A 22,236-nucleotide genomic window follows, 5' to 3' on the forward strand; every position below is an offset into this window, starting at 1 on the left:
TACGACCACAATTTAAGAGTTTCGAATATAGACGGTTCATGAGCATTTCATTGCCGTTAAGAGACAATTCATTTTAATGAGCGTAACTATCTTCAAATATCATTTTCTATTTGTAGTATTCCTGCTATTTTCAATAACAGGATCGCATGCACAGCGACGGACTTTACGGGCAGTTGTTCAGGACAGCAGCATCGTTAGGACGGATAGTCTAAATGTTGTCAGGGATTCTGTCGAAACGCCTAACCAGAAAGTTTTGGCGTCCTTGAACCCAGCGTTACAAGATCAATATCGGATCGTAACATTGAATGGGGAAGGTTTAAGGGTTCATAACATTTATAATTATGATGTACAGCAGTATTTTCAAAACGAATTAAAAAGGAGCAATTTGGATCGGCAATATGGGACACTCAAGGCTCATCGTGAAAACTGGATTTTATTTACAGTTCTCGCATTAATTTTTGGTGTTGGGATGATTCGGGTATTTTTCCCTTCGGATATTAAATTGGTTTTTCAGGGGTACTGGGATGATAGGGTCTTATTGTCTGTAAGCAAAGAGGATACGATCCTGACATCTTGGCCATTTATTTTTCTATTTATATTATTTTCTGGGGCAATAGGCTTATTTGTAAGTCTATTTTATGCATATGAATTAAATAGATTCGATTTTATTACTTTTCCCAATTATATGAAGACTGCGGGAATGGTTGGTGCTTTGTTTGCTTTAAAAATCGGATTTATCCGATTCTTATCCTTTGTTTTTCAAATTAGAAAGTTGGTAAAGGAATATGTGACCGTGCTGTATCTGATTTATTTCAACACACTTTTTTTAATGCTTCCTGTACTATTAATTTTGAGTCTTGTGCCTTTGACATCGGTAGGAGTTGTACTGCATTTGGCTATTGTTGGAGCTGCTTTACTCTTTTTCTATCGATTTCTTAAGACAGCGACTCATATTATGTCTATGTATAAATTTTCAATTTCCTATTTAATTTTGTACCTTTGTTGCCTAGAAATAGCACCAATATTAATACTGTTAAGATTATTGAGCTAAAACTGGTTAATATGCAAACTTCAGACGTAGAAAGAGCAAAGAAGGTAAAAAGTGTACTGGTGACTTTACCAAAACCTGAAAACGATAAGTCCCCTTATTATGATTTAGCAAAGAAATACGGGTTAAAATTAGACTTTCGAGGTTTTATACACGTAGAAGGAGTTCCTGCCAAAGATGTGCGTAGGGATAAGGTTAATTTAGCAGATTATTCTGCCGTAATATTTACGAGCAGAAATGCTGTAGATCATTATTTTAGAATTTGTGAAGAGATGCGATTTGAAGTGTCTGCAGAAATGAAATATTTCTGTATTTCAGAGACGATTGCCCTCTATCTTCAAAAGTATATCCAATATAGAAAACGGAAGATTTTCTTTGGTAAACAGACCGCGAAAGACCTTGAAGAGGTATTGAAAAAACACAAAGGGGAGAATTTCTTGTTCCCTTGTTCGGATGTAGCCAATGAGGAAACAAGTAATTGGTTACAACAAAACGGCTATAAATTTACACCGGCTGTGCTTTTTAGAACTGTTGTAAGCGATTTGACTGATTTGAAAGATGTTTTCTACGATGTTATCGTGTTCTTTAGTCCTTCAAGTGTACAGTCCTTATATGATAACTTCCCTGACTTTAAGCAGAATAATACAAGGATTGCAGCATTTGGTGCTTCTACTCAACAGGCTCTTTTAGATCACGGATTGATTTTAGATATCCCTGCTCCGACACCAAAAGCGCCTAGTATGACGATGGCTGTTGAAGAATATATCAAAAAGGTAAATAAGTAATAGCCTAACATAAGGTAAATAAAGAAAAAAGGGTTCTTAAGACCCTTTTTTTGTTATTTGTGCAGTTTAAGATCCGCAAGGATCTGTATATACTTTTATGGGCGTTGTTGTTGAGTTTTATCATTCCGAATCGGGAATGGTACGATGACACTTTTACGAATTGGCCGGATGATCAATTTATGAGGTATGTTCATGTTATTGTATAAAAGATAGATGAATCGTATTTTTATCTGTAGGGGTATAAAAATGGTGGCGAGTCGAACCGATGATGTTAAAATGTAATAAAAGTGACGATGGTCATTGAGATTTTAAGTATATTTCTATTAAATTGCTTGGAGTAATTTATTCCAATTAAAAATAAAGCATAGGCAGTATTTTTAAAATTTGATAGAAATATTTTTTTTATGTTTGTAATTAAGCAAAATTAGTCAGTCGTGAAGTTAAAGCAAGTTGATAAAATTTCGGGCATTCAATCAGAGGACTTTTTAAAGAATTATCTGAAACCAGGTTTTCCTGTAATTATATCAGATTTTATCAGTGCAGAAAGTCCAGCGTGGAAGAAATGGAGTTATGATTACTTTAAGGAAATCGCAGGAGATATAAAGATAGATGTCTATGGAAAAGAGGAAGAATCAATGGACCGTGCTGCCAGTGCTCCTGTTGGCCATATGACATTTGCAGAATATTTGGATCTGATCACAAAAGAACCGACAGAGTTACGGTTGTTTTTGTTCAATCTACTCAAGATACGTCCTGAACTAAAACACGATGTTATTTATAACGATGTTACCGGCGGTAAGGTATTGCAATGGTTGCCATTTATGTTCTTTGGTGGAGAGGGTTCAAGTACCCGTAATCATTTCGATATTGATATGTCACACGTGTTTATTTCTCAATTTCAAGGATTAAAACGTATTTGGCTTTTTCCGAATGATCAATCTGATTTGATGTACAAATTGCCATACAATTTTCATAGTATTGCAAATCCCAAATATAGTAGTGAAGAGGAATATCCCGGGATAAAGTACCTAGATGGTTATGAAGCTGTCATTCATCCTGGAGAGACCTTATATATGCCGGCAGGCTGGTGGCACTATATTCAATATGAGACAGAGGGCTATTCGATTTCTGTTAGGGCGTTAGCAAATTCGATCAGTGAGAAATTGCAGGGGGCGCGTAATCTGTTTATCACAAGGCATTTTGACAATACGATGCGAAAGATCTTCAAAGACCATTGGTTCCATTATAAAATTAATACAGCAAAACGTCGAGCCAATAATGCAATTAAAAGAAACAAACGTTAATATAGAAAGGGGACAGTAAAATGTCCCCTTTTGTTTTTTAAATGTATTTGATGTGTAGCATTTAGTTTGACCTCTCCTTTAAAGTCTTTGCTATATTTATTCTTCTGCATCGCCCCATTTGCTAGCTTCTCGGTAGAACAGTGTATAAGGGTCGCTTGGGTAAATCATTGCGTCTGGGTTATGCCGAAATGGAACATCTGGGTTAAAGATTTCCTGAAGAATATCTCGCAGGAATCTGACAAAATTTTCTTTCTGGAAAGCAAGGAATTCATCAGTCAATATTCCCTCTTTACCACTGAATAATGTCCCTTCTTCCCGCATTTTACGTGCGACATAGAGATGGGGTTCGAGTTGTTTTCTTCCTGTCTTTTGTTCGAATACATAGGCATAGAATAGCGTCTGCACCATGGCTTTATTTTCGGTATTTGGCGCAAATACCTGGTCGATTTCTTTGAATATGATCGAGTCTCCACCAGTCTTGTAATCAACAATTCTACTGATAATGCGATCGTCGTGTGTTACGACCTCATCTACACGGTCAATGATGCCGTAAAGTGTGACCTGTTGTTCTTCTCCATTGATCTGAATAGGAAAGGGCAGTACATAATCGTTGTCATTCTCAAGTTCAATAATCCGAAATGCTTTGTAGTTGTTGATGTCATATTCAAGATACATCTTGACATACTCGCAGGCAATCTTCAGCATGATCCGCTGCAAGCTGTTTAAATCATGTGTTGTCTTTAATTCGATCTGATATTGCAGGCCTATTTCACGAATCACCTGTGCTTCTATCTTGTCGATCTCCTGCCGTAAGACAGTTGTCGGTGTAAAGTCCTGTTGCCCCTTGAAAGGTAGGAATATTTTCTCCATGACATTATGGATGACAGTTCCCAGTTTATTCATCTCAAATTCCTGAGAGATTGAAGGCGGTTCTTTGATGCCGGCAATATGTTTTAAAAAAAACTGTAATGGGGATTGCAGGTAAGTTGTTAGTGCCGTTGCAGATATCCTTTTCTGGTTGACGATAAAGTCCTGATACATCTTTTCCCAGACTTCACCACGTTTCTCGATGACAATCTCTTGCGCTTTATCGGCAAATTGGATGGTCTGTTGTTGAATTTTTCGGTCAAACTGAAATTTACTTTCAAACTCCAGCTGTTTGATAAAACGACTTTCTTCGCCGGTAGAGCTTTCGTCTACTAAGCCATTGTAGAAAATATGTATTCCTTCACTGTATTGAAAATGGCGATAGAATAAATAAGCTGACAGGGCATCCTGATTCTCCAATATGGGAAGGCCATAAGCGCTTCTCAGGCTATTGGGTATAAAGGTCGGTGAATTGGACGTTTTGGGTAGAATGCCTTCATTTGCGCCTAGAATATATACGTTGTCAAAATTTAAACAACGACTCTCCAAGAGGCCCATAATCTGAATTCCTTCTAGCGGATCTCCTTCTATCGCCGAATTTATTGGAGCGATTGCTTTTTTAATCAGGCCAATCTGGAAGCTGATGCTTAAGGGCGCAACTGTTTCAAAGCCCAGTAGCAGCTGATTTAACGTTTTCTTTGTTTCGATCAGGAGGTTGTTGTCAATTTGGCGGATGCGCTCCTGAGAAGAGATGCTATGCAACAGGTCATCGACGATCAGAATGAGCGCAGGGATCAAATGTGCCGAATTTTCGATTGGCACAAAAAACTGAGGCAGGGAGCTTTTGAGATGAAGCTCCTCCAATGCGATCTCAAAGAGCTGTTTGTCGGCAATCTCTTTTTGGATCTGAAGTTTATCTGCTAAAGAAACCATGCTGAGCGGATGGTTGATAAAGGTCTCTATGACCTGATAAGGAATCTTCCGCCTCTTGAACTGAGATATCTCCAAATGTACATCCATCCATAGGTCCAGGATGCCGAAAATGGGAGACTGCGTTAGGGGATATCCCGTTGTGATGTTGGGGTTGACATCGGGCAGACTCTGCAGCAAAGGAACCAGTAGGTTTTCATCTGCTAGAAGAATGGCAGAGGTCTGCTCCATGTTATGGTGCTGTTCGAGGATATCATGGAGCAATTTTGTTTGGCTGATTTTTCCGGTGCTGGCATATAGATTTACGGTTGAGGTTCTATTGCCTATAATGTTCGGGCTATCGCCAAGGGCATTGACCAAACCTGTTTGAAAAATATTTCGACGGATAAAAAGTCCCGCCTCCTGCATAGTGTCCTCCAGGTAATAGGCATCGGCATCAAAATAGAATAGTGCGCTGCCTTTGTCCTGCCATTGTCTAAATAATTTTGCCTCAGCTTTATTTAAAGCATTGAAACCGACAAAAAGGATATGCTGAAAGGAGGACGCAAACTGCTGATTTGTAGCCTTGCCTTCAACCAGATCACGGTAGATTGTTGGATAGTTGGTTTGGCCTTCTGTTTTAAGCTTTTCTTTGAATCGATCATATAATACGGGCAGTCTTTTCCAAAGTTGAAGAAAGCGCTCTTGTACGCCACTATGCCCCGCAATAGAAAAGGACTGCCAAAATTGACGGATAAACCCTTGCTGTTCTTGCGTGAGATGTTGGAAAGCAATGTCGATTTTGGTATTGTCATAAAGTTCTAGATAGATCTGCTCGATGGGAACGAGATCATAATCCAGTTGACCGAAGTCACTCAATATAATTTCGGCAATTGGATAGAACTCTTCCAGCGTTTCTGGTTGCTTGCCCTCAGCTATCAATAACTCATTATGAATATTAAACAGATGAAAAAATTGGGTTAAAGGACTGGCTTCGGTATCATCGGTCGAAAGTCTGAAAAATTCTTGAATCGTAAAAAACTGCGGCGACCAGATCGCCTGACCATACACTTCAGAGAGATGTTTTTTGAGGTAGGTAATCGGCCGTTTATTATTAAACACGATGGCAATTTCACTCAGATCGTTTCCAAAACGTTTTTGAATGTCTGCTGCTACTAATTTTAGAAAGGCTGTCTGCATCGTGCTATTATTTTACTTCAGTTAATTGATTTGATTTCGCATAATAGAGATAGGCTTTAACGTTGTTATAGCCAAGGTTCTCCAAATTCTTTTTATAGTTGTCGACTTGGTACTTGTGCCCAATATAGTCTGTCTGTGTGAATTTAAAATCCAGAACGATTGTTTCTTCCGCGGAGGTGAAGACTTTATCGGGACGAATGGTCTCACCCTTGGCGGTAATAATGCTTGCTTCATTCCAGATTTTATAGTTTCCGGTGAGCCATTTATTGATTAAGGGGTGCTTCCAGATCTGATTGATCTCCTGCATGAGAAAAGGTTCTTCCTCTTTGGAAAGGATTCCTTCCTGGATCAGTTGGCGTACCAGTTTATGGATGTCTTCTTCCTTTGAAATTTGAGCCATAATATCGTGGGCCAATATACCGTACTGCGCGGCTTTTTCCAGCATCATAATATCATTGATGTTACGCGTACTCGATTTTTCTAAGGCCATTTCCAATTCTTTGGAAATGGGGTAATGGCGAAGGGAAATAATATTGTCTTTCTGAGCCTGATGTTTTTTTTGTTCGATCGTTTGATCGATGTGTACACCTTTTTCTTCCAGTGCAAACGGAGCTATGGGGCTATCCAAGACTTGATAGAGCACATCGCTGATATATTCGTCTTTAATATCATATCCTGTAATTTCACCTGTTTTTTTGTCAACAGATTCTTTAAAGGAAGGAGCTGTAATATAGAGGTGTTCAACAGCACGTGTTGTTGCTACATAGAATGTGTTGAGGGCGTCCATGTAGTTGAACAGCATCTCTTCAAAATATTGCTTGAAAAATACAGATTTGCCGACTGTAGATGTATATTTTATTGGAATTTTTCCCAATTGGGCAAAAGGAGTATCCGAGGTCTCTATCCAAAAATCGCCATTGATCATGCCGTCGAGATCCCAGGAACAGAATGGAATCATCACAACGTCATAGGCTAGACCTTTTGATTTGTGGATTGTTGTTACCTCGATCGCATTAATTTCTCCGTTGGAAGGGAGCACCGCCCGGTTGCCATCTTCTTCCCAAAACTCCAGGAACTGTATAATGCCACGTTCGCCATTGGTGGAGAAAGCTGAGATCATATCTTTGAACGCCAGGAGGTAAGGGAGGTGGATATTGTCCGTGGTTGTGAAGCCGTAGATTTCAATGAGTTTTTCAATTAAATGGACTAAAGGCTGTTTCTGCGCCATTTCCCAGGAGTCAATCAGCGCCTCAGGGAGATAATCTTTAAGTGCGCGGATGTCGTTGCCGGCAAATTTTAACCATGCATTCTGATCGATTGTCTTATTTTGAATATGCTGGTATAGATAGACCATCTTTGCTTTATGGATGGTATGTTTATCCGAATTGTAGACTAAAGCCTTTAACGTTTCGATCAATAATAGTACAGCATCATTGCTCGCTAAGGATAATGCATCACCGGATATCACTTCAAATGTAAGTTGCTGCTCTTTTTTGAAGTCCATGAGCTTTTGAATGACCAATTTAGCCTGCACATTACTCCGTACCAGGATACCGATCTGCTGCGCCTGGTAGCGGCCGCTACCGAGCCAGTCGCCTATTTTCTGACATAGTTGTAGTAGCGATTCTTCAATAACCTGATTTCTTCTGTAGCGTCCATCAGAGACAGGAATGTAAGAGATTTCGATAGATCCTAATTGGTCAAGTTTCCCTTTTTTATGTTCAGGTACTTCCTGTTGGCTGTTTTCATAAGCTTTGACCAGCATAGTGTCATTGCCAGTAGAAATCCACCACTGTTTACCTTCTTCATCAAGGCTTTCGAATACTTTTTCATTCAGTACCTGTTGCAGATGCTGGGGAATACTGCTAAAGAGGTAATTGTTTAAATGGATGATATTTGGAAGACTTCTAAAATTGGTGTCAAGGCTTCCGTTTTCGATAAAGGTGGTTCTGCTATCCTCGTCTAAGTGAAAAGTATGACCAACCTGTTGTTCTACCTGTTGCAGGAGTATGCGCCAATCCCCATTTCGCCAGCGATAAATACTCTGTTTGACGTCCCCAACGATCAGGTGTTCGCTGATTGTGCCTTTGGCATCTGCCAATGCATTGATCAGTAGTGGACTATAATTTTTCCACTGAATACGCGAGGTATCCTGAAATTCGTCAAACAAAAAGTAGTTAAAACGATTGCCGATCTTCTCCCAGATAAATGTTGGATCGCTATTTTCATCAAGTCCGAGTTTGTTTAATAAAATCTGCGAGTCGGAAATTAATTGAGCACCATTATCCCGCCGCCATTGCGTCAGTAAGTCGCTCATTTCCTTGAGCAGGCGTAGGTAATAGAGATTACTTTGTACCGCTTGATAAGCAATGTAAGCCGATAGATTATCGTGTAGCTTTTGGAACGATGCCAGAATGGGGCTGAGTGCGGCGATAAGATCATGCCGTATATTTTTGTCACTATCTGTAAAAGCATCTTCATTGTCGATCAACTGGAGATACTTTTCCAGTACCTTGGCAATTTCGGAAGCGCTCAGCTTTTCCGTTTTTTTATTGGTTTTGCTAGCGGAGATTATTTTATTGCGCGATTTACCTTTAAGGTCACTTTCGGAGATATTAAAATTCCTGAATGTTTCACTAAAGGCTTCAATTGTCATGGAGAGCGCTTCCGTGAAGGAGTTTATCTTCTGTTCAACTTCCTGATTGAGGAGATTAAAAACCTCCTTTGGATTGGCAGAATTGATGTAGCCATCAAATTCCTGAAAATTTTCAGAGAAAATAAGACTTGCCAAACCCATTAGTTGTTGGCGGTAGTTCCAATTTTCATTTTTTGCTATTTTCTTTTCCGCATAAGCGATAATCCAATCCAGTAGGTCGGGTCGTTCATCCAGCAATTGATTAAGCATGACTGTCAGGTCATTTTTCACTTTATTGACATTCATTTCAATCTTATAAGCAGCATCAAGATTGAGTTCATACGTAAATGCACGAATGACTTTTTGGGAAAAACCATCAATTGTACTTATGGTAAAATGACTGTAGTCATGTAGGATACGTCGATACACCCGAAAAGCTTTCTCCTGTACCAGATGCGGATTCCAGTCTGGCTGCTGCTGGAGTAAAAGCTTTCTGAAATCTTCAATTTTAGGACTCCGATTGCCTGTTGCCAAGCCATGGAGTACCGAGAGGATACGTTCCTTCATCTCGGCGGTTGCTTTATTGGTGAATGTCACCGCCAAAATCTCCTTATAGCTATTCTCGTTGGAGAGTAGGAGTGTGAGATAGTGTAAAGTCAAGCTAAAGGTTTTTCCCGAACCGGCTGAAGCTTTTAGTATTTTTAATGGCGCAACAGATTTCATAGAATGAAGGTAGAAAGTAAAAAGTGAATTGGCAAAAATGTCGATGACTATTTCGAAGGCACTGTACCCAAACGGTTCATCCTGTTTACATTTGGTAAAGATGTCCTTTTGAAGGAAGGAGCTGTTTTTTGTCTTGATTTTTGAAAAGTTTGTTGTAGCTGCTAGTATGGAAGCAAGAAAAGATGAAGGCCTAAGGGGTAGGTATTACGGTTGAAAGAGCTTGTTGATAAGAGCTAACCCTGTCGTTTTCAGTGAAGTTTTATTAAATTATAATGATGATTAGAAAAAAATAACTATCTTTGCATCCCCTCTAGTATGAAGCTCGGGGGATATGTTGAATACATAAAATAAAATTAAAAAATGGCAACTAAAATCAGATTGCAAAGACACGGTAAAAAAGGACGTCCTTTTTACCACGTAGTCGTAGCGGATTCTCGCGCTCCACGTGACGGTAAATTCATCGAACGTATTGGTTCTTACAACCCAAACACAAATCCAGCAACTATCGTTTTGGATTTTGAAAAAGCTTTGGATTGGATGAATAAAGGTGCTCAACCAACTGACACTGCTCGCGCTATCCTTTCTTACAAAGGTGTTCTTTACAAAAAACACTTGCAAGGTGGTGTGAAAAAAGGTGCTTTTGATGAAGCTGCTGCTGAAGCTAAATTTACAGCTTGGACTGAAGCTAATGATGCAAGAATCTCTGGTAAAAAAGATGGTTTAGCACAAACTAAAGCTGAAGCTAAAAAAGCTGCTTTAGTGGCTGAAGCTAAGAAAAAAGAAGAAAAAGCTGCTGCTGTAGCTGCTAAAAATGCTCCTGTAGCGGAAGAAACTGCTGCTGAAGAGACTGAAGCTCCTGCATCAGAAGAAACTGAAGGTTAATTCTTTCATAAAGTATTCGAGAAAGCCGACTCAATCTTGAGCCGGCTTTTTTTGAAACAGCCAATAGGCTAATGGTTTGCCAAATCATGTCTCACAGCTAATCGCTAAATACGAAATATATGACTATTGATCAAAGCTTTTACATCGGTTACATCAGTAAAACAAGAGGTCTTAAAGGAGAAGTACAACTATTTTTTGAATTCGAGGAATACGAGAGTTTGAATATCGATGTTGTCTTTGTGGAAGTGAACAAAAAACTTGTTCCTTATTTTGTTGATACCATTAAATTTCAAAAAAATAGTACAGCGTATGTGACATTTGAGGATGTGGATCATATCGATAAGGCTCAAGTACTTGTACGTAAAAAGCTATATCTTTCCAATGATAAGATGCCCGAGCGCGATCCAGATGATTTTAGATATACTGATTTAATCGGTTTTTTAGTGATTGATGAAAACCATGGTGAATTGGGGCAAATAACAGATGTTCAGGAATTTCCACAGCAATTTGTCGCTTCGGTAAATATGGACGGTAAAGAACTGATGTTCCCATTGTCCGATGATTTAATCTTAGGAATCGATGGCGAAGAGGAGATCATTGAAGTTGAATTGCCAGAGGGCTTGGTGGATCTTTATAAAGAATAAGCATATCCCCAAGCTTATTCAAATAAATAGCGGTATACGAACTATTGCAGTAATTTCTTATCTTGGTCTGTATATTATTACTGGCCATAATTATTGATTTATTTTGAAACCGTTATTACTGCTGCTATTCCTATTCTCGTTGTCTTCTTGTGCTTTCTTTGGGAAGAAAAAGGACTTTCCTGAAGGCAATTACCAAATGATATTGGGCTATTCAAATGAGGAGTATCATAAAGTAAAAAGAGAATCACCCCAAAATGTGGAGGCAGATGTCTATGGTAATGACCCTACGATATACCGGTCCTTTCTCTCCCTCCATGATAAAGACAAATTTGTCATGGCGATCGATGATATCCTACTCTTCGGTAAGTATAGATTCGACGGCGATCGATTAGAATTGACCGATGAGAAAAAGGGTAGTCTCGCTTTGGATATTGTTAAGGTAAAAAACGATTTTGTTCAGCTGAGAGGTGATTTTTCACAGTTTAGCTCAGCACGTGTGCCCACAAGTGAAAAACTTTATATCAACTTTGCGTTAGATAAAACCCCTATCCGGGAGACCCCGAGCAAATTTGATAGCCAAGTGAATCTATGGCGAAATGCCCCTGTAAAATCAGAAAGTGAAATGGAGATAAAAGCCAGGGCATTGAATTTTGTAGATTATTCTATCGCTTATTTCCAGCACATATCAAGTTCAGGCACACATCACGATTATCGAATGGATGGTGTTGAATCACCCATTATTTATGCTGAGAATGGCATCGTGCTCAAGGCATGGGCAGATGTTCCCGATTCTTGGAAAGAGTTATTTTACAACGAAAAAAATGCATTACTCGCCTACAAATATTTATTTGATGGTTTTAAATATGGATCGAAAGAGGAGTACCATGTTACGGGACTCTTACTGATTACATTTTATCTCAAAAATCTACGGAATTCCCTGGCGGCGAATCTTTAGCCAATCTATTGTGGCGTAGTCAGTCGCTTCGTTGTCGATGATCCTCGACCGTTAATTTTATCTTTTTTTAGAGTCTTTTATATTTGGTGGAGCCTAAATTCCTGTTGTTGCCTGGAAATAAACCTGAAGCCGTATTTATTGCAATCTTTTTACCGCTATTTTTGCTTTTTCGAAAAAATATTTTTGTCTTTTGATTTTTTAAAACGATATTAGCAACGCTTATAGAGAAAGGCCGAGGGACTAGACCCGTTGAAGCCTTAGCAACCTGTATTGTTCAAGGTGCTAAATTCTACCCTACTCCATGTGGGAAAGATAAGTTACATGTAGATAAACGATTCCTCGACGTGTGCGTTTCGATGTAAGCCAACCAAACTAAAAACAGTTTTTTAATGAAGATTATCGATCATATCCAGAATGCCAAAGGAAAAACATTGTTTTCTTTTGAGCTATTGCCACCGGCGAAAGGGCAGGGCATCCAAAGTATTTTTAAAACCATGGATGAACTGATGGAGTTTAAACCTCCTTTTATCGACGTAACCTACCACCGGGAAGATTATATCTATAAAGAGCATGCGAGTGGATTACTAGAACGCGTTTCCTATCGTAAACGTCCTGGAACAGTGGCGATATGTGCTGCAATCATGAATAAATATAAGGTAGATGCGGTGCCCCATTTGATATGTGGTGGTTTTACAAAAGAGGAAACTGAAAATGCATTGATCGATTTGAACTTTCTGGGGATAGATAACGTCTTGGTATTGCGGGGAGATGCACGTAAGGGCGATGCCGATTTTATACCGACCGATGGTGGACATGCTTTTGCAACAGACCTACTGGAACAGGTAACTGATATGAATAAAGGAAAGTATCTGCATGAAGACATTATCACATCGGAAAAGACTGATTTTTGCATCGGAGTAGCGGGCTATCCCGAAAAGCATTTTGAATCGCCAAATTTCAATACTGATTTTAAATACCTGAAACAAAAAGTCGATATGGGAGCAGAGTTTATTGTGACTCAGATGTTCTTTAATGTTGAAAAATACAAGGAGTTTGTAACAAAATGTAGGGACAACGGAATCCATGTCCCTATTATTCCAGGGTTAAAACCACTGACAACGAAAAAACAGTTGGTGACCTTACCAAGGATATTTCATTTAGATATTCCGGAGGAACTGAGCGATGCTGTCTCAGCATGTAAAACGAATGCCGACGTCAGACAAGTAGGTGAAGAGTGGTTGGTGCAACAATGTCAGGAGCTAATTAAATTTGGCGCTCCGGTTTTACATTTCTATACGATGAGTAATCCTGGTCCAACAAAGAAGATTGTCGAAAAACTAGCCTAACTCATAAAAATAAAACGAAAAGGGAGCGCATAAGCTCCCTTTTTTTATGGTAGTATTCGTTGTGAAAGCCTAAAATATGTCCAGAATTTTGATAGTGTGGTTTAGGTCGATCTCTATATTTAGGGTTTAATAGCCTGTTTGGTTTAATAGCCTGTTTATAGTCAGATACTTGTGTTAAATAGTGTTAATTAACTTATTGGAGTCAGGATAACTTTTTAACTTAAAGTGCTAAAAAGGATTTTAACAATAGACCAAATTGACCTTATGACGTACACTAGATTAAATTCTCTACTCGGCTTTGCTTGCGGACTAATTGCTACATGTGTATATATCGCCACCGTTGAAAAGACGGTAAGCTGGTGGGATTGTGGTGAATTTATTGCCTGTGCCTACAAGCTGGAAGTGGCACACCAACCGGGAGCACCATTATTTCTTCTTATTCAGAATATATTTTCCAACCTGGCTTTGGGTAATGCAGGTAAAATCGCCTATTGGATGAATATTGGATCCGCAATCTGCAGTGGGCTTACTGTTACATTTTTATTCTGGACAATAACAGCAATTGCCAAAAAGATACTCAACAGGCAAGAGAAAGTTCAATTATCGAATTATTTCCAAATTTTTGCTGCGGGCTTAGTTGGTGCAATGGCTTTCTGCTTCAGTGATTCATTCTGGTATTCGGCTGTTGAATCCGAGGTATATGCGATGTCTTCATTGTGTACAGCGATTGTTTTTTGGGCAATTTTAAAGTGGGAAGTCCGTGCAGATGAGGAAGGTAGCGATCGTTGGCTGGTTTTTATTGCTTTTGTTATGGGCCTTTCGATCGGAGTGCACTTATTAAATCTGTTAGCAATTCCGGCTATAGCGATGGTTGTCTATTTCAGAAGGGCAGGACAGGTTAGTGCGAAAGGTACAATAAAAGCTTTCTTGGTTGGAGTGCTGATCTTGGGGGCCGTTTTGTGGGGAATTATTCAATGGTTGGTCGGTCTCGCAGCTAAGGTAGACCTCTTGTTTGTAAACTCGCTAGGTTTGGGCTTTGGCTCAGGCATCTTCTTCTTTTGTCTGCTGTTGGGGAGCTTCCTCATTTATGGGCTATATTATTCTTATAAAAAGCGGCAATACACACTGCATACCGGGCTGCTGGTCTTTTGTTTTATTCTATTTGGTTATAGCTCCTATACCATGGTTTTGATCCGTGGAAAAGCCAATCCGTCGTTAAACAATAATGCGCCGGACAATGTGTTTTCTTTTTTGGGTTATCTGAGCCGGGAGCAATATATCCGGGAACCTTTATTCAAAGGACCCAATTATGATTCACAAGTCGTTGGTGTCGAGAGTAAAACCGGTTATCGCAAAGATGAATCAGGGTATATTCCTTTTAGTCAGGTCGATAAGTATACGTTTGATAAGGAAACTTTCTTTCCCCGCATATATAGTCAAGATGGAGCCCATCAGGCTTATTATAAGAGTTACCTCAATTTGAAGGAGGGGCAGCAGCCACAGTTCTCTGATAATTTTAAGTTTTTTTTTAATTTTCAACTGGGCGATATGTACACCCGATATTTCTTGTGGAATTTTGTCGGTAGACAGAATGACAGGCAAGGGTATGGGACCTATAGTGACGGCAACTGGTTGTCGGGGATTAAACCATTGGATAATTGGCGTTTGGGAGGGCAAGATAAAATATCCCAATCACAGGAGCATGACCCGAGCCGAAATACCTATTTTTTCCTTCCATTGCTACTGGGAATAGCCGGAGCGATCTGGTTGTACCGAAACAATAAACCTTATACCTTGGTCTTGACCTTACTGTTTGTGTTTACGGGAATAGCGATCGTTGTTTATCTCAACCAAACTCCTATGCAACCTCGGGAACGAGATTATGCTTACGTAGGATCTTTTTATGCGTTTGCGATCTGGATCGGACTGGGAGCAATAGCATTTGTTCGGTTTCTCAATCGTTTTGTACAAACACGGTACGCGTTAGCGACAGGTATTTCTTTCGCTTTATTGGGCGGTCCTATTATTTTGGCCCATCAAAATTGGGATGATCATAATCGTTCTGAAAAATCGCTGGCAAGGGATATGGCACGTAATTATTTAGAATCCTGCGCTCCAAATGCTATTCTATTTACCTATGGAGATCATGATACATTTCCTGTATGGTATTTGCAAGAAGTGGAAGGAGTACGGCCGGATGTTCGGGTTGTGGTATTAAGTTATCTGACTGGCGATTGGTATATGCAGCAGGCGAAGCAGCCGACGTATCAAGCGGCAGGTCTTCCCGTGACGATCCCAGCTGAAAAGACGAAAAAAGGCGTTCGTGATTATATCCCTTTTGTGGATAGACAGCTTGATAATGCGGTGGATATACAGCAATTATTGCAGTTTGTCACATCGGATGATCCGGAGTATAAAGTTCAGCTGAATTCAGGTGATATGGAAAACTATTTCCCTTCCAAGAAAGTCCAATTGCGCGTTGATAAAGAGGAGGTGGTTAAGAAAAATGCGGTTCCGGCTTATTTTCAGGATGCTATTGTTTCTGCAATGGAATGGGAAATTCCGAATGATCATCTGACCAGGGCGGATTTAACCCTGTTATCGGTGCTTGAAAATAACCATTGGGACAGACCGATTTATTTTTCGAACATGTTGCCAAGTGACATTAAATTGGGCCTGGATAAATACCTGGTCAATGAGGGCTTTACTTCCCGATTGATGCCTGTTGCTGCTGCAGATCAGTCGACAGGAAAACGAAATGAGCAGGCCGGGCTAGTTAACATGGAAGCATTATATAACAATATTATGCATACATATCAGTGGGGCAATGTTAAAAATGCACAGTATTTAGATACTGATTCGTTTCGCTTTACAAGTATGTACGCCCGCGATATATTTGGAAAAGCCGCCCGGATGCTCTTGGCCAATGGTCAGGTCAAACAAGCTGGGGAAGTAGCGAAAAAAGCATACGATCAATTACCTGATCGCGTATATGCGATGTCGGATGCCATCAATTATGCCGATATTATTGACAGTCTATATCGTTCGGGACAACCTCAGCTAGCCAACAGGATGATGGACCGAAACCTTGATTATGTGGCTGAAAATATGGAGTATCTACATCAGTTGGTGATGGATAAGAAAAACCTGAGCTTCGAGTGGAATGATATTCAGACCGGTTTGGACTCGGTGGACCGGTACAAGGCTATTTTATTGGAAGCAAAAGATACCAAGCGATTGGCACGTGTTGAGCGCTTGAGACAGCAATATCAAAATTGGTACGGAGTAGAATAATTTTGATGACACACTGAACCAAATTTACGCAGTCTGCATAAACGGCAAATTGACTGCTATACTTGAGGTAAAAAAACCAGATGAGGCCTCTTCTAAAATATTGGAAGAGGCCTCGATACATATAGGATAGGCAATGAGCCAAGTGATTAGAATTTCATGCCGACTCCAAAGCCGAGCAGGAAGGGATTGATGTCAACTTTTGCCGGTATGGATAAGCTAGGTGCAAGATTTGATGCATCAACATTGACATCTGTTTTTAAAAGAATATACTTCGCATCCAAATTCACGAAATATTTTTCAGATAGCTTAAAATCAATTCCCAGCTGAGTAGCAAAACCGAAAGCATTATCGTATTTTACATTTTTTACCGTTTGTCCCGCGTTGACGCTATAGAATATTGTATAATTTATTCCTGCACCTACATAAGGTTTAAGGGCACCATCGGGGAAGAAATGATACTGAGCTGTAAGTGTCGGAGGAAGGAGCCATACACTGCCAAGATCGACATTGCTGGATGAACTGCCACCAATGGCAGTTAAATTTGAACCGGTTGTATTAACTTTATGTTTTGTAGTCCCAAGAATCAATTCCGCAGCAATGTTTTTTGTGAAGAAATAGGTAAAGTCCAGTTCAGGGATAAATTTTGTATTGATGTCGACGTCTCCGCCTATAGTATTAATATTGGCCGATTCGTTTGGCATGACTGTCACACCTCTGAGTCTCATTTGCCAGCGTTGATTAGGGATTGTTTGTGCCTGTAAACTTAGTGCGCCTAGGGTGAGTGTTAGTGCAATTAAAAGTAGCTTTTTCATATCATTAAGGGTATTTTGTTTGCTGTAAAACTATTGCTAAAATCACGGCAAAAGAGTGACGATAATCAGGTTGAAAAATGAATGATACGATGTTTTTCTTATTGCAGATGATGTACCTTTATAAATTGCTGCTGTAAAAAAAGGGAAGGACGGGAAAGGTAAATCATCTGTTGTAGGTTTTCAGTTCGAAGAAAGTAAATGGGCAGGCATTTATCTAGCTTGAGGATAGGCTAACCTGATAAAAGGTGGTCATTTTCGAGCAGGAGTGGACCCTTTGCGAAGCTATATGCTATGTGAGCTGGTGTTTCAAGAGGTTGACAGAGGTGTAGTTTAGCAAGATTAATGGGGATACAAATCCGGCATGCTGGGGAATATTGGGGATAAGAATACACTATAAAAAGAAGAGGTTGGAATCACTTCCAACCTCTTCTTTTTATAGTGTACGGTTTTACGCGTTTTTTTTTACTTCCTTACCCCAAGAGTCTTTTAATGTTACCGTACGGTTAAAGACTAAATGAGCTGGAGTTGAATGTGTATCTAAGGTAAAATACCCCAATCGTATAAATTGATATCCTTTCCCCGGGGTTGCATTTGCAAGATCCGGTTCAATGTAAGCACGTTCAATAATATGTAGGCTTTCAGGATTGATCGATGCTTTAAAATCTTCGGCAGCAGCAGGATTTTCATCATTGAACAATCTGTCGTACAATCTCACTTCGGCTTCTTTTGCATGTGGAACCGAGATCCAGTGGATTGTTCCTTTTACTTTTAATCCCGAAGTGTCTTCTCCCGATTTTGAGTTTGGAACATACGTACAATGAACTTCCGTTACATGGCCATTTTCATCTTTCACAAAATCATGACAGGTGACGATGTAAGCATGTTTCAAACGTACAGAAAGCCCAGGGCCTAAACGGAAGAATTTTTTTGGTGCATCTTCCATAAAATCATCGCGCTCTATCCAGAGCTCCTTTGAAAATGGAATGGAGCGTGAACCTTCACCACCTTCGACTTCTGGATTGTTCTCGCCAAGAAGATCCTCTACCTGACCATCAGGATAGTTTGTGATCACCAATTTGATTGGATCAAGAACAGCCATTCTGCGCCATGCCGTTTTGTTGAGATCCTCACGGATACAAAATTCCAAAAGACTGACATCGATCATGTTTTCACGTTTTTGAACACCGATTTTTTCACAGAAGTTGCGGATACTCGCAGGTGTATACCCTCTTCTGCGCAATCCTGAGATCGTAGGCATACGCGGGTCGTCCCAGCTTTCAACAAACTTCTCATTGACCAATTGTAGCAATTTACGTTTACTCATGACGGTATAAGTCATATTCAAACGTGCAAATTCGTATTGTTTGGAAGGGAAAATCTCCAATTTATCAATACACCAATCATAAAGTGGACGGTGTGGAATAAATTCCAGCGTACAGATCGAATGTGTAATTTTCTCAATGGAATCTGATTGTCCATGCGCAAAATCATACATGGGGTAGATACACCATTGATTCCCTGTTCTGTGGTGATGCGCATGTTTGATGCGGTATAACAAAGGATCACGCAAATGCATATTCGGGCTAGCTAAATCAATCTTTGCACGTAGCACTTTTTCACCATCTTGGTATTTACCGGCACGCATAGCTGCGAATAAGGTTAGATTTTCCTCAATAGACCTATCACGATAGGGAGTTGGAACACCCGGTTCTGTTGGGGTACCTTTTGCTGCTGCAATTTCTTCAGCAGTACTGTCGTCGACATAAGCTAGACCTTTTTTAATTAGATCAACGGCATAACTATATAGTGTCTCGAAATAATCTGAAGTATATAATTCCTCTGCCCACTGGAATCCAAGCCATTGAATATCTTTCTTGATACTTTCAACATACTCAGTGTCCTCAGTGACAGGGTTAGTGTCATCAAAACGTAGATTAGTCTTGCCGTTATACTGCTGTGCTAATCCAAAATTCAAGCAGATGGATTTGGCGTGACCAATGTGGAGGTAACCATTTGGCTCAGGAGGAAAACGTGTCAATACACGTCCGCCATGCTTCCCTGTACGAAGATCCTCTTCGACAATTTCCTCGATAAAATTTAATGATTTTTCTTCACTCATAATACAAAGTTAATTATTCGCCGTGAAATATTAGCTAGGAGATCGTAGATATTCGGCTTAGCAAGAGTGGTTGAATATGCCAGCTGTATCTGTTGGAATGGAGAGACTTAATAACGTTGGGATATGAAACAAAAAAGGGACGAAATTTCGTCCCTTTTTACCGATTTTTATTACTACTCTATTTATAAGCGAAGACTTCACCTAGCTCATCATTATTGGTAAAGGTACAGTGTTGATCGATCAATTCTCCCGTGCCGATATTGATAATCATTCCATGTACTGCAAGATCATTACGCTCTTTCCATGCGTTTTGGATAATCGACGTCGCACAAAGATTGAAAACCTGTTCTTGTACGTTGAGCTCGATTAAGCGATTTACTTTTTTATCATGTTCCTGGATCGCATCGATCTCTGCGCTATGTAAGCGATAGACATCCTTGATATGGCCCAACCAGTTGTCGATAATACCATACTGCTTACGGCTTAAAGAAGCCGCAACACCACCGCAGCCGTAGTGACCCGCGATAATCACATGTTTTACTTTCAGCACATTCACGGCATAGTCTAATACGGAAAGCATACTCATATCCGAGTGAATGACCATGTTGGCAATATTACGGTGAACGAAAACTTCCCCCGGCTTTGTACCTGTTAATTCATTTGCGGGTACACGGCTATCTGCACAACCGATCCAAAGAATTTCTGGATTTTGACCTTTAGCAAGTTGTTGGAAGCGTCCCGTAGCGTCGTTCTTTACGAATTCCATCCACTCTTTATTTCCCTTTATGATATTGTCAAATCCTATTTTTAAATCTTTATTTTCCATATTCTTCTTATTTCACTCTTGCCCAAAGGCATCGTTTCGATTTTATTATAATAATACAAATGTCTAAATTCATTGTTTACTTCAAACAACGTATTTTTTATTGAAAATCTGTTCTTGATGTTCAATAATCCTTCCTCGTGTTTCAACCAACGGTGCTGGTAGAACGATGGAAGGTAATGGCTTACGCGATACGTCGAAAACCTTGCCCTTATGAGGAGGGTTTTTTATAGACAACCTGCAAAAGCTCGATGTCTTTTCCCTTACTTCTCGCGTTCTGCTCAAAATCTTTTATGACTTCGATAACATCCTTGTCTATAAATTTACTGAATGTTCCATCGATGCGGATCTTACTGATAGATTTTGGTAAGCTGTATAATTTCTGTTGGATAGGAACCTTGTTCAAAAAGGATACTTCCTCCGCTAATGTAATGACAGCCTTATCTTCTTCATTGTCTTTTTCAATATTATATTTGAAAGCATTTTTCATATTTGCTCTCAAAATATAGAATGTCGCCACGACAATACCTATTCCTACACCCATAAGAAGGTCGGTAAACACGATCGCTACAATGGTGACAAAAAATGGAATAAATTGATCTAAGCCTTTTTTGTACATTGAGGTGAATAGACTTGGTTTAGCCAATTTATATCCTGTATGGAGAAGAATAGCCGCTAAACAGGCCAAAGGAATCATATTCAGCATTGTTGGGATAGCGAGCATAGCGACCAATAGCCACATACCATGCATGATAGCAGACTGTCTCGTTTTTCCTCCTGCATTGACGTTTGCTGATGAGCGTACGATAACGGATGTCAATGGTAGACCGCCTAGAAGTCCACTGGTCATATTACCGATTCCTTGTGCAACGAGTTCACGGTTGGTTGGCGTATTTCTTTTGTAAGGGTCTATTTTATCAACTGCCTCGATACTCAACAAGGTTTCTAGACTTGCAATAATTGCAATCGTAAATGCAGCTATCCACACATCTTTGTTGACAATCTGTGTGAAGTCCGGTAGGGTAAATAATCCTGTGAATTCAGCAAAAGAACCTACAATAGGGACCAAAACAAATTGTTTATCATGTAATTGGAGCGCTGAGCCGTTGAAAAAATAAGCTAAGCTTACGCCCAGAATCACGACAACCAATGGGGCCGGAACCTTATTAAGCTTTGGAATAGATGGCCAGAAGATTAGAATTGCCAATGATAGTGCACAGATGATCAATGCACCAAAGTTGATCGCAGAGGCGATCGTATCAAAATAGGCGCCAATACCATGTCCATTGTCCATTTCGAAGGCATGTGTTTCCACTAAGCCCAATGCCAAAGGAATCTGCTTCATGATAATTGTAATGCCGATCGCGGCAAGCATACCTACAATGACCGCTGAAGGGAAATAATTGCCGATCATCCCGGCTTTTAATATACCAAGAATGACCTGTACTACACCAGCGATCACGACGGCAAGTAGAAAGGTTTCATATGCGCCCAGGCTTTGAATAGCACCTAAGACAATAACGGTAAGACCAGCAGCTGGCCCACTTACACTGAGTGGTGATTTACTGATTGAAGCGACAACGATTCCACCAATTACACCAGTCAATAATCCTGCAAACAATGGCGCACCAGAGGCCATTGCAATTCCCAAACATAATGGAAGTGCCACCAAAAACACCACAACACTAGCAGGGAAGTCATATTTTAAGTCTCTTTTCGATAGTTTCAGAAAAGCCGACGTACGAGTTCCAAACATAAAATTTGTGTTTATCTATAAATAAAGTTTTCATCAGGCAACCTTTAGTGAGCTGTAGCTTTGTATCGTTATATCGTATGTCCTTCAATAGCATTGACAACGTTTCTTGCTGAGAAAGCTCAACGATAATATTC

The 22,236-nt window shown here is 39.8% G+C and carries 14 protein-coding genes and 1 riboswitch; of the genes, 8 read left to right on the plus strand and 6 right to left on the minus strand.

Features of this window, described 5'->3' with window-relative positions; translation table 11 throughout:
- Positions 1 to 76: 76 nt before the first annotated feature.
- From ACHWSC_RS04205 to ACHWSC_RS04215, 3 genes are all read left to right on the plus strand, one after another.
- Positions 77 to 1,051, plus strand: a complete 975-nt coding sequence (locus tag ACHWSC_RS04205; RefSeq protein WP_394675878.1) for a DUF4271 domain-containing protein — start codon at positions 77 to 79, stop codon at positions 1,049 to 1,051.
- Positions 1,052 to 1,062: 11 nt separating this feature from the next.
- Positions 1,063 to 1,833 (plus strand): uroporphyrinogen-III synthase, encoded by a 771-nt coding sequence (locus tag ACHWSC_RS04210; protein ID WP_075994453.1) that lies wholly within the window; start codon positions 1,063 to 1,065, stop codon positions 1,831 to 1,833.
- 434 nt (positions 1,834 to 2,267) lie between these two features.
- Positions 2,268 to 3,137, plus strand: a complete 870-nt coding sequence (locus ACHWSC_RS04215) for a cupin-like domain-containing protein (RefSeq protein WP_088163188.1) — start codon at positions 2,268 to 2,270, stop codon at positions 3,135 to 3,137.
- A gap of 96 nt (positions 3,138 to 3,233) precedes the next feature.
- Here the strand turns inward: ACHWSC_RS04215 and ACHWSC_RS04220 are convergent, their stop codons facing one another.
- Together ACHWSC_RS04220 and ACHWSC_RS04225 are read right to left on the minus strand one after the other, a co-directional pair.
- Positions 3,234 to 6,113: a PD-(D/E)XK nuclease family protein gene (locus ACHWSC_RS04220; RefSeq protein ID WP_394675879.1), complete on the minus strand. Its 2,880-nt coding sequence runs from the start codon at positions 6,111 to 6,113 to the stop codon at positions 3,234 to 3,236.
- 7 nt (positions 6,114 to 6,120) lie between these two features.
- Complete coding sequence (locus tag ACHWSC_RS04225) at positions 6,121 to 9,471, minus strand: UvrD-helicase domain-containing protein (protein WP_394675880.1); 3,351 nt, start codon at positions 9,469 to 9,471, stop codon at positions 6,121 to 6,123.
- Between the two features lie 360 nt (positions 9,472 to 9,831).
- Here ACHWSC_RS04225 and ACHWSC_RS04230 point away from each other — a divergent pair, with 360 nt between their 5' ends.
- From ACHWSC_RS04230 to ACHWSC_RS04250, 5 genes are all read left to right on the plus strand, one after another.
- Positions 9,832 to 10,353 carry a 30S ribosomal protein S16 gene (locus ACHWSC_RS04230; protein WP_075994449.1) on the plus strand — a complete coding sequence of 174 codons (522 nt, stop codon included), beginning with the start codon at positions 9,832 to 9,834 and terminating at the stop codon, positions 10,351 to 10,353.
- 119 nt (positions 10,354 to 10,472) lie between these two features.
- The gene (rimM, locus tag ACHWSC_RS04235; RefSeq protein WP_075994448.1) at positions 10,473 to 10,997 is read left to right on the plus strand and encodes a ribosome maturation factor RimM; all 525 of its coding nucleotides are present in this window, start codon (positions 10,473 to 10,475) and stop codon (positions 10,995 to 10,997) included.
- A 103-nt stretch (positions 10,998 to 11,100) separates the two neighbouring features.
- Positions 11,101 to 11,952 (plus strand): hypothetical protein, encoded by an 852-nt coding sequence (locus ACHWSC_RS04240; RefSeq protein WP_394675881.1) that lies wholly within the window; start codon positions 11,101 to 11,103, stop codon positions 11,950 to 11,952.
- Positions 11,953 to 12,168: 216 nt separating this feature from the next.
- Positions 12,169 to 12,271: riboswitch (SAM riboswitch) on the plus strand.
- A gap of 70 nt (positions 12,272 to 12,341) precedes the next feature.
- Positions 12,342 to 13,298 carry a methylenetetrahydrofolate reductase [NAD(P)H] gene (metF, locus tag ACHWSC_RS04245; protein ID WP_088163184.1) on the plus strand — a complete coding sequence of 319 codons (957 nt, stop codon included), beginning with the start codon at positions 12,342 to 12,344 and terminating at the stop codon, positions 13,296 to 13,298.
- Positions 13,299 to 13,562: 264 nt separating this feature from the next.
- Positions 13,563 to 16,592, plus strand: coding sequence for a DUF2723 domain-containing protein (locus ACHWSC_RS04250; protein WP_394675882.1), 3,030 nt, complete (start codon positions 13,563 to 13,565; stop codon positions 16,590 to 16,592).
- Positions 16,593 to 16,738: 146 nt separating this feature from the next.
- Here ACHWSC_RS04250 and ACHWSC_RS04255 read toward each other — a convergent pair whose 3' ends face one another.
- The 4 genes from ACHWSC_RS04255 to ACHWSC_RS04270 form a co-directional block, all read right to left on the minus strand.
- Complete coding sequence (locus ACHWSC_RS04255) at positions 16,739 to 17,404, minus strand: OmpW family protein (protein WP_394675883.1); 666 nt, start codon at positions 17,402 to 17,404, stop codon at positions 16,739 to 16,741.
- Between the two features lie 448 nt (positions 17,405 to 17,852).
- Positions 17,853 to 19,523, minus strand: coding sequence for a glutamine--tRNA ligase/YqeY domain fusion protein (locus ACHWSC_RS04260; RefSeq protein WP_286848915.1), 1,671 nt, complete (start codon positions 19,521 to 19,523; stop codon positions 17,853 to 17,855).
- 178 nt (positions 19,524 to 19,701) lie between these two features.
- Entirely contained in the window at positions 19,702 to 20,349 is a 648-nt protein-coding gene (locus ACHWSC_RS04265) for a carbonic anhydrase (RefSeq protein ID WP_075994442.1), read from the minus strand.
- A 208-nt stretch (positions 20,350 to 20,557) separates the two neighbouring features.
- A complete protein-coding gene (locus tag ACHWSC_RS04270) occupies positions 20,558 to 22,102 on the minus strand; it encodes a SulP family inorganic anion transporter (RefSeq protein WP_088163179.1) in 1,545 nt (514 codons plus the stop codon).
- Positions 22,103 to 22,236: the final 134 nt, after the last annotated feature.

The organism is uncultured Sphingobacterium sp. (assembly GCF_964277905.1).
Taxonomy (GTDB): Bacteria; Bacteroidota; Bacteroidia; order Sphingobacteriales; family Sphingobacteriaceae; genus Sphingobacterium; species Sphingobacterium siyangense.